Annotated in this window: 6 protein-coding genes and 1 pseudogene; 3 read left to right on the top strand and 4 right to left on the bottom strand. The window is 73.5% G+C overall.

Annotated features, from left to right (window positions below; translation table 11 throughout):
* Positions 1–31: 31 nt before the first annotated feature.
* Complete coding sequence (locus WJ438_RS21545; protein WP_406726687.1) at positions 32–598, bottom strand: MarR family winged helix-turn-helix transcriptional regulator; 567 nt, start codon at positions 596–598, stop codon at positions 32–34.
* Between the two features lie 135 nt (positions 599–733).
* Between WJ438_RS21545 and WJ438_RS21540 the strand changes: the two genes are divergently transcribed.
* Positions 734–2,008: an MFS transporter gene (locus tag WJ438_RS21540; RefSeq protein WP_406729764.1), complete on the top strand. Its 1,275-nt coding sequence runs from the start codon at positions 734–736 to the stop codon at positions 2,006–2,008.
* Positions 2,009–2,036: 28 nt separating this feature from the next.
* Here the strand turns inward: WJ438_RS21540 and WJ438_RS21535 are convergent, their stop codons facing one another.
* A complete protein-coding gene (locus WJ438_RS21535) occupies positions 2,037–3,728 on the bottom strand; it encodes a SpoIIE family protein phosphatase (protein ID WP_406726686.1) in 1,692 nt (563 codons plus the stop codon).
* Between the two features lie 173 nt (positions 3,729–3,901).
* A pseudogene (locus tag WJ438_RS21530) lies at positions 3,902–5,283 on the bottom strand (NAD(P)/FAD-dependent oxidoreductase).
* Positions 5,284–5,658: 375 nt separating this feature from the next.
* Between WJ438_RS21530 and WJ438_RS21525 the strand changes: the two are divergent.
* Both WJ438_RS21525 and WJ438_RS21520 read left to right on the top strand, forming a co-directional pair.
* Positions 5,659–6,417, top strand: coding sequence for a TetR/AcrR family transcriptional regulator (locus WJ438_RS21525; protein ID WP_406726685.1), 759 nt, complete (start codon positions 5,659–5,661; stop codon positions 6,415–6,417).
* Between the two features lie 111 nt (positions 6,418–6,528).
* The gene (locus WJ438_RS21520; protein ID WP_406726684.1) at positions 6,529–6,867 is read left to right on the top strand and encodes a hypothetical protein; all 339 of its coding nucleotides are present in this window, start codon (positions 6,529–6,531) and stop codon (positions 6,865–6,867) included.
* A 39-nt stretch (positions 6,868–6,906) separates the two neighbouring features.
* Here the strand turns inward: WJ438_RS21520 and WJ438_RS21515 are convergent, their stop codons facing one another.
* The gene (locus WJ438_RS21515; protein ID WP_406726683.1) at positions 6,907–9,042 is read right to left on the bottom strand and encodes an asparagine synthase-related protein; all 2,136 of its coding nucleotides are present in this window, start codon (positions 9,040–9,042) and stop codon (positions 6,907–6,909) included.
* Positions 9,043–9,570 lie beyond the last annotated feature (528 nt).

The following is a 9,570-nucleotide window of genomic DNA, read 5'->3' as shown; positions in this document are numbered from 1 at the left end:
GCTGCCGGGCCGGTCCGTCAGCCCGACTCCGTCAGTCCAGGTCCGTGAGGCGTCCACCGGCATCGGGCTGGGCGTCCTCCACCCTGCGCAGCAGGCGGGTGAGCATCTCGTCCAGGGCGGTCCGCTCGTCCGCGGAGAGGTCCTGGAGGAGGTCCCCCTCGAAAACCGTCGCCATGCGCATCACCTCCATCCACTTCTCGCGGCCGGCGTCCGTGACCTCGACGATGACCCGCACCCGGTTCGACTCGTCCCGGTCCCGGCTGACGAGCCCTTCGGCGACCATGCGGTCGATCCGGTGGGTCATGGCGGCCGGCGTCAGACCCAGCCGCTTGGCGAGATCGCTGGGCCCCATGCGGTAGGGGGCGCCGGAGAGGACGAGGGCCTTGAGGACCTCCCAGTCGGCATTGGTGATGCCGAGCTCGGCGGTCTGGCGACCGTAGGCCACGTTCATACGGCGGTTGAGGCGGGACAGCGCCGCGACGATCTTCTCGACCTGGGGGTCGAGGTCCTGGAACTCGCGCTGGTACGCGGCGAGCTGCTCTTCGAGTGTCGGTTCTGTCGGCCCTGTCGGCCGGCCGAGGCCGGGAGTGTCGCCCATGACCGCAGTATGGCACGTCACCTTCACTTTGAAGCCCTTCGCGCTGAAGCCGTTCGAGGTGTACTCTTCACCTTCGAACTTTAGCTTCTAAGTCTTCACTCCTAACTTGTGAGAGAGGTGAACGTGACCAGGGCGATGGGCGCTGCGATGCGCCGGATCCACGTGGGCAACGCACTCAGTGCGTTCGGGCTCGGTTTCACCGTCCCCTACCTGTACGTCTACGTGGCGCAGGTGCGGGGGCTCGGGCCCCTGACGGCGGGCCTGGTGCTCGCCGTCTTCGCCGTGGCCGCACTGATCGTGCTGCCGTTCGCCGGGCGGGCCATCGTCCGGCGGGGTCCGCTGCCGGTGCTGCTCGTCGCCCTGGTCACGGCCGCCGTCGGCGCGCTGAGCCTGGGCCTGTCGGGCAGCGCGCCGAGCGTGCTGCTGTCGGCGGCGGTGCTCGGGGCCGGGCAGGCCGTGATGCAGCCGGCGCTGGCGACGATGATCGTGGACTGCTCCACCGCGGAGACCCGGTCGCGGGCGTTCGCCATGCAGTTCTTCCTGCAGAACCTCGGGCTCGGGGTCGGCGGTCTCATCGGCGGACACCTCGTCGACGCCACGAAACCCGGTTCCTTCACCGTGCTGTTCTCGATCGAGGCGGCGATGTTCCTGCTGCTGGTCGGGGTGATGGTGACGGTGCGGACGCCGCACTCGCCGCGGGTCGCGGGCGCTCCGGCGGCGTCGGCGAAGGGCAGCTGGAAGCAGTTGATGGGCAACCGGGCCATGGTGCAGCTGTGTGTACTGGGCTTTGTGCTGTTCTTCGCCTGCTACGGGCAGTTCGAGTCGGGACTGAGCGCGTACGGGGTCGAGGCGGCCGGCATCTCGACCTCGACCCTGGGGACGGCGCTGGCGGCGAACACGCTGGCGATCGTGGTCGCGCAGTTCGTGGTGCTGCGGTTCGTGGAGCGCCGCAAGCGCACGCGCGTGATCGCGTCGGTGGGGCTGCTCTGGGCCGTGGCGTGGGCCGTGGCCGGGTACGCGGGCCTCGGGAACGGCAGCCAGGCGATGGCCACCGCCGCCTTCATCTCGACGTACGCCCTGTTCGGGCTGGGTGAGTCGTTGCTGTCACCGACGCTCGCCCCGCTGGTCGCGGATCTCGCGCCGACCGGTCTCGCGGGGCAGTACAACGCGGCTTTCGCCCTGGTGAAGCAGCTCGCGCTGGCCATCGGCCCCGCTGTGGGCGGGCCGATGGGCGCCTCGCTGCACGCGCCGTACATCGTGATCTTCGTGCTGGTCTCACTGGTGATCACGGTGCTCGCACTGCGGCTGGGCCGACAGCTCACGGATGTGCAGAACCAGCCGTCGACGGCGAGGAGCCTGGTGGTGACCCAGGGCGGCGCTGCGGCGGAGCAGGCTCCGGCACCCGCCTGACGTACCCACCCCGTCGGGGCCGGCCGCTCTACGAACCCGCCGGCTTCGGCAGGGCGAACTCGCACCAGACGGCCTTGCCGCCGCCCGGGGTGCGCCTGCTTCCCCAGTGGGAGGCGATTGTCGCGACGATGGCGATGCCCCGGCCGGACTCGTCGGCGGGTTCCGCACGGCGGCGCCTCGGGAGGTGGTCGTCACCGTCGGTGACCTCGACGATCAGTCGGCGGTCGGTGCGGCGCAGGCGCAGCCGCATGGGCGGTGTGCCGTGCTGGAGGGAGTTGGCGACGAGTTCGCTGGCGGCCAGGACGCCCAGGTCGTGCAGGTCGGCGGGGAACCGCCAGCTGGTCAGCACGCCGGAGGCGAAGGCACGCGCGCGTGGGGCCGCTTCGACCCCGCCCAGCAGGTCCAGGGCGGCGTTGCGGAAGAGCTCGCTCTCCGGGCCCTTGCGGGCGGGGTGCTGGAGCACCAGCACGGCGACGTCGTCGTCGTGGTCCGGGGTCACACCCGCGGAGCGGACCAGGCGGTCGCAGACCACCTGGGGGGTGCCGGTCGCGCCGGCCAGGGCGCGCTCCAGGGCCGCGATGCCCTCGTCGAGGTCCTCGTTGCGGCGCTCGACCAGGCCGTCCGTGTAGAGGACGGCGGTGGAGCCGGGGCCCAGCGGGATCGAGCCGGAGGAGTGCATCCAGCCGCCGGTGCCGAGCGGGGGGCCGGTCGGCTCGTCGGCGCGCTGGACGGTGCCCTGCTCGTCGCGGACCAGGATGGGCAGGTGGCCGGCGGAGGCGTAGACGAGGGTGCCCTCGTTGGGGTCGTGGATGGCATACGCGCACGTGGCGATCTGGTTGGCGTCGATCTCCATGGCGAGGCCGTCGAGCAGTTGGAGGACCTCGTGCGGGGGGAGGTCGAGGCGGGCGTAGGCGCGCACCGCCGTGCGGAGCTGGCCCATGACGGCCGCCGCGCGGACGCCCCGGCCCATGACGTCGCCGATGACCAGGGCGGTGCGCCCACCGCCGAGGGTGATCACGTCGTACCAGTCGCCGCCGACCGCGGCCTCGGTGCCGCCGGGGTGGTAGGTGGCGGCGACCCGCAGGTCGTCGGGCTCCTCGAGCTCCTGCGGGAGGAGGGAACGCTGGAGGGTGACGGCGGTCTCGCGCTGACGGCGTTCGCTCGCGCGCAGCCGTTCGGCGGCCTCGGCGTGGTCGGTGACGTCGGTGGCGAAGACCAGCACACCGCGGCCGCGGCCACCACGGCCGCGGCCGCCGCCCTCGCTCCCGTCGGCGTGGCCGTCGGTGACCGGGGTGCAGGTGAACGTGTACGAGCGGCCGTCGGGAGCCTTGCGGGACTTGACCGTGCGGGGCCTGCCGCTGCGCAGGACCTGGTCGAGGAGGGTCAGCAGGCCGAGTTCGTCCAGCTCCGGGAGCGCTTGCCGCGCGGGGGCGCCGACCGGGCGGGGGCCGAAAGCGGCCGTGTAGGCGTCGTTGACGTAGGCGATGCGGTGGTCGGGGCCGTGCACCAGGGCGACGAGGGAGGGGACGTGGTCGAGGACCTCGCGCACCCTGAGGTCGTCGACGGCGGGCACGGGCGGCGGTTCGTCGGTGAGTTGTTCGGCGCGGGCGGCGGGCACGGAGCCCTCTCCCCGCCGGTCCGGGGAGACCGTGTGCTCGCTGCGCGCTGCGGCGCGGCGCTGCGTTCCGGGGAGCCGGGCGCTCCAGCGCGTGAAGTTCACGAATCCTTGCCTCGTGTAGTTGTCGGCGGCCGGAAACCGGGGCCGGCCGGGGCCCCGGGGCCGCACCGGGGACGGACGGCCGCCCGTCCTCGGTGGTGGACCAGTCTGGCAGGCTGCCGACCGGGCCGACATCCGTCAGACGTCGGGCCGGTCGGTGGAGTTCCTGGGTCCGGTCAGGACGACCCCTTCGGGTTGTGCGGGGGGTCCTGAGAAGGCTTCCCCCGGCCGCCAGTTCGAACTCGGCCCTCGGGTGTTCGAGTGAACCCAGCGAGACGATCTCCCGTTTGAAGAGCCCGGCGAGGGTCCATTCGGCGGCCACGCGCGCCTTGCGGTTGAAGGTGGGGACGCGGCTCAGGTGGTAGGTGCGGTGCATGAACCAGGCGGGGTAGCCCTTGAGTTTGCGCCCGTAGACGTGGGCGACGCCCTTGTGCAGACCCAGGGAGGCGACCGACCCGGCGTAGGAGTGGGCGTACTTCTCCAGGGGTTCGCCGCGCAGGGAGTGCGCGACGTTGTCGGCGAGGAGCTTGGCCTGGCGGAGCGCGTGCTGGGCGTTGGGGGCGCACTCCCGGCCGGGCTCCTTCGAGGTGACGTCGGGGACGGCGGCGGCGTCACCCGCGGCCCACGCGTGCGTGGCGCCCTCCACGGCGAGTTCGGCGGTGCACTTCAGCCGCCCGCGCTCGTCGCGCGCCAGATCGGTGGCGGCGAGGAGGGGATGCGGTTTGACCCCGGCGGTCCACACGACGGTGCGGGTGGGGAAGCGGGCGCCGTCGCTGAGCACGGCGACGCGGTCGGCGCAGGACTCGAGGCGGGTCTCGAGGCGTACGTCGATGTTGCGGCGGCGCAGTTCGGTGACCGTGTACCGGCCCATCGCCTCGCCGACCTCGGGCAGGATGCGGTTCGAGGCCTCGACGAGGATCCACTTCATGTCCTCGGGACGGAGATTGTGGTAGTACCGCGTGGCGTAGCGGGCCATGTCCTCCAGTTCGCCGAGTGCCTCGACGCCCGCGTAGCCGCCGCCGACGAAGACGAAGGTGAGGGCCGCGTCGCGGACGTCGGGGTCGCGGGTGGAGGAGGCGATGTCCATCTGTTCGAGGACGTGGTTACGCAGCCCGATGGCCTCCTCGAGGGTCTTGAAGCCGATGGCGTGGTCGGCGAGACCGGGGATCGGCAGGGTCCGCGAGACGGAGCCGGGCGCGAGGACGAGTTCGTCGTACGCCATCGGCCGGCCGCCACCGCTGCCCTCCTCCTCGCTGGCGAGTGTGGCGACGGTGGCGGTACGGGCGGCGTGGTCGAGGGCGGTGACCTCGCCGATGACGATGTGGCACCGGTCGAGGACACGACGCAGCGGTACGACGACATGCCGAGGAGAAATGGCACCGGCGGCCGCTTCCGGGAGGAAGGGCTGGTACGTCATGTACGGGTCCGGTGTGACGACGGTGATCTCGGCGGCGCCCCGGGCGAGTTCCCGTTTCAGCTTCCGCTGCAGGCGCAGGGCCGTGTACATCCCGACGTATCCGCCGCCGACAACGAGAATGCGCGCACGTTCCTTCACTATCCCATGACGCACCCGTCGCTCGCGTTTGTCCACAGCCCCGACGAATTGTGTGACCGGAGGCCGTGGGCGGACCAGAGGGGCCGGATGACCCGACCGAACGGCGTGTGCGCAGGTCAGCGGTGTTTTCCCGGCGTCGTACCGGGGCGCATTCGGGATCAATGCGCCCCCTGCTCCGATCGGGGGCGCTCCGTGCGGAACCTACCCCTTCTGAATTGACCCCCTCTCAACTATGTTCTTACGTCGACGGGGTGTAGGGGGATGCGCTCTTCGGGTCCGCGACGGGCGGGTCCGGCCACCAGGCATGTTCCTCGAACCCCAGCCATCTAAGGCGGGGAGTCTCCGGGGGGAGACATCATCATTACCGGGGGAAAGCGCATGCATGTTCAGGATTCTCATTGGTCTTCCGCGTCCGCCGTCGCGCCCGGCGCCGCGCTGAGCACTCCGTCGGGCCACGGACGCGTGGGCGGACCGCGCACGACACCGCTGCGCGTGGACGCCCAGCGCAATCTGGAACACGTGCTGCGTGCGGCACGCGAGGTCTTCGGCGAGCTGGGCTACGGCGCGCCGATGGAGGACGTGGCACGCCGGGCACGGGTCGGTGTGGGCACGGTGTACCGGCGCTTCCCGAGCAAGGACGTCCTGGTGCGGCGGATAGCCGAGGAGGAAACCTCCCGGCTGACCGACCAGGCGCGTGCGGCGCTCGGTCAGGAGGACGAGCCGTGGTCGGCGCTGTCCCGCTTCCTGCGCACGTCGGTCGACTCGGGCGCCGGGCGGCTGCTGCCGCCGCAGGTGCTGCGGGTGGGCGTGGCGGACGAGCACGGCGTGGCGGACCACGCCCGGGTGCCGCAGCAGCGGGCGCAGCCTGCGGCGGGTGAGCTGCGGCTGGTGCCCGAGGAGCCGTCGGCCGGCAGCGCGGAGGACGACGCCGGCTCGGCACAGCTCCTCGACGTCGTCGGCCGGCTCGTGGAGCGGGCCCGCGAGGCGGGCGCGCTGCGGCCGGACGTGTCGGTGTCGGACGTGCTCCTGGTGATCGCCACGGCCGCGCCCTCCCTGCCGGACGCGGCGCAGCAGGCGGCGGCCTCGGCGCGTCTGCTGGACATCCTGCTGGAGGGCCTGCGCTCACGCCCGGCGTGAGACTCGTACGGTCCCTGCCCGAACGGGTCACGGCCGGAACTGCCGTGCGGCAGGAACGGTGGCGGTCCGGGGCTTCCGCGAGGGGCGTCGGCGGGCGGGACGAGTCGTACGGTGACGGCGCCCCCGGGAGCCCGTCGCAGGTGCCGAGCCAAGGGCGTCGCCCGCGCGCATGCGGACGACACGGAGGTGCCGGGCGGCAGTCTCCCGGCCCGGCACGACTGGCGCGAGGAAAGCGTCCTGCCGCCCCCGCGCGAGCTGCCGCCGTCCGACGCCGACCTCGTCGCCCGCATGCGCGCGGGCGACGACACGGCGGACGACCTGACGCAGAAGTTCGGCAGGGTCACCTCATCCGTCCACGCGGACGGCGTTCCCCTGCGGAACTCCGGAAGGATCAAGGGCGGCGATCCGGTGCCCCGGTCCACGCCGGTGCCCCGGTCCGCGTCGACCTGACGAGCCGCGAGACCGTACGCCCGATGCGGGCACCCCCGCTCAAGCTCCGCGAGCCAACGCCCCCCGCTGCGGCGCGATCCCCTCGGGGACCGCCCGCTGCCGCCCGGGCGTCCCCGTCCAGCAGGTCCCCCGTCGGGCCAGCAGCCGCCGCAGCCACAGCTCCAGCGACACCAGGTCCGCCAGCCCGTCCAGCGGAAGCGGCTCCCCCTCCGCCGCCGCCCGCAGCGCCCTGCGCACCACCCGGGCCTCCACCAGTCCCGCCTCCGCCAGCAGCGGCGTGTCGAACAGCGCCATCAGCATGCCCGCGGCCACCCGCAGCCCGGTCCGCGCCGCGGCCGCCGTGGTCGCCTGGGTCGGCGCGCCCCACCCGGCGGGCAGCTCCCGCACGCCCGCGCCTTCCAGCACGGTCCGCAGAATCGCGGCGCGTGCCCCCGGCCGCACCCGCAGCGCCTCGGGCAGCGCCCGGCACGCGCGTACGACCTGGTTGTCGAGGAACGGCGTGTGCAGCCGCTGGAAGCGGATCTCGGCGGCCTGCTCCAGCACCCGCAGGTCCGCCGCGTGCCGGGCCAGTGCGGCACGCGCGCGGAAGTCACCGGGCCGCTGCCCCGGTCCCACCTCGGACCGGCTCGTCGACGCCTGGAGGCGAACCGATACTTCAGCGAGCGCCTCACCGGTCAGCCAGCGCGCCGCAGGCCCGGGTCTTCCCCAGGTCAGCGCGGCCAGCGAAGCGTCCGCCGCACCCCCGGGAGCCTCGTCGTCCGGCTGGTGGCGCAGCAGCCGCTCCGCGAGGCTCTCCAGCCCCGTGCGGTAGGGCGTACGCGCGAGGCGCCGGGCCGCGGCGTACACCCGCGCGGGCACCATCACGGACCCGTCCGCCTTCGCCAGCGCGGCGACGGGCCGGACGAGATGGCGGCGCTTGCGGTCCATCAGCAGATCGGCGAGCCGGGCGGGATGCGCGTCGAGCACCTGCCGGGCCCCGTACCCGGTGAAGTGGTCCGCGCTGCCCGCCGCCAGCCGCGCCCGGTGCCGGGCCGCCATCACCAGGGAGGGTCCCGGCTCGTCCGTCAGCGGCCCTTCCAGATCGGCGTATGGCAGGGTGTCCTCGCCGCCCGCGACCACCACGTGGTGCAGCCGGGGGTTGGCGGCCAGCGCCCCGGCCCGCGCCAGTTCGTCCTCCCGCCCACCGAGCGGACCACCGGCCGTCCCGTTCGCCGCACCACCCGCGGAACCCCCCACGAGATCGTTGAAGGTGACGGCGAGCAGCCGTTCCCCCGCGCCCGTGCCGTGTCCCAGCACGGTCCCCGGCATGCCCGGCAGCCCGGCGGCGAGCAGCGCCAGCGTCCCGGACGCGGCTCCGCCCGACAGGTCGGCCCCGATCCCGGGCACCGGCATCCCGCGCGCCGCGCGCCGTTCGGCGGGCCCCATGCCCGGTACCGGACCGGGGTCGATGTCGGCGCCGGGGACATGGCGCGGCGCGGCGAGCCGGGTGCGTACCGCCTCGACCAGCGCGTCCCGCACGGCGTCCACCGCGCTGTCGGGGTCGGCGGGAGGCGCGGCGACGGCGAGCGAGGCGACGGGCTCGTACCCGGCGATCTCGCGCGCCCCGGCGCGCAGGATCAGCGCGTGCCCCGGCGGCACGCGCTTCACGCCGTCGTACGGCGTGGAGTCGTACAGCGCGGCCGGTACGTCGGGGGCGGCGAGGAGCGCGGCGAGGTGACCGAAGTCGAGGTTGGCCTCGACGAGGTCGGCGAGCGGGAGTGCGGCGGTCGCGAAGGCCGTGCCGCCCTCCCAGGGGGTGTGGAACACCGGCCGGGCGCCCGCGAGATCGCCGCAGACGGTGACGCGGCGGCCCACCCGCACGACGGCGGTGTAGCTGCCCGGCCAGGCGGTCAGATGGCGGAGCGCGCCGCCGCGCGCGGCGAACAGGGCGACGCGCAGCTGCTCGTCGGTGGCGCCGCAGGTGCCGAGGACGGCGATCCGGGTCTCGGCGTCGGCGGACACCACCCGCACCTCGTCGGGGCGCCAGTCGCCGACCGCCCACAGCGGATCGGGGCCGCCCCACAGCGGTTGCGAACCCACCGGCTGGACGGTCTCGCCGTCGGACCCGGTGGCGCCGGCGGAGCCGAACGCCAGGGCACCCGCGGCGGTGCTGCTCCATCCCACCAACCACCGCATCGACGCCTCCACAGGCTGTGGACAACAAGTGCGCCGTGCGCACCGGTTCACCATGCTGCCATGAAGGAGGCGCTCAAGAGGGGTGCCGGTGCCGCATGTGCTCCGTCGAACGCGCCCCGGCGGATACACCTACCCCGCTCCGAACGCCCGACCGACGCAAGGAGATCGCCCGACCGCGGCCGTGCGCCCGCCCCACCGGTGCGACGCGAATGCGCCCCCCAGCGCGCCCCAAAAACCTCTCACGCGCCCTCAACTGCCAGGATAGATGCGGTGACAGCCCTCGAAAGAAGGGGTCGATTTTCAGCCAATTCAGAGAGGTGGGGACAACCTCGAACACGCTCCGTACAGGCTCTGCGTACCGCTGAACGGTCGCGCGGTCCGGGAGGCGGAGTGCGCCTCCCGGACCGTCTCCGCCACCCGCGGGGATGAAGGCGGCGGTGTCCCCCAGCCCACTGGATCCAGTACAGCGGGCCGACCCACGCACCGACCATGGAACCGCTCCCGCCATGGCCGGAGAAGAGCGCACAC

The organism is Streptomyces sp. GD-15H (assembly GCF_045291515.1).
Lineage (GTDB): Bacteria > Actinomycetota > Actinomycetes > Streptomycetales > Streptomycetaceae > Streptomyces.
Note: the sequence above shows the minus strand (reverse complement) of the source record. Positions and strands in the feature narration are given on the sequence as shown.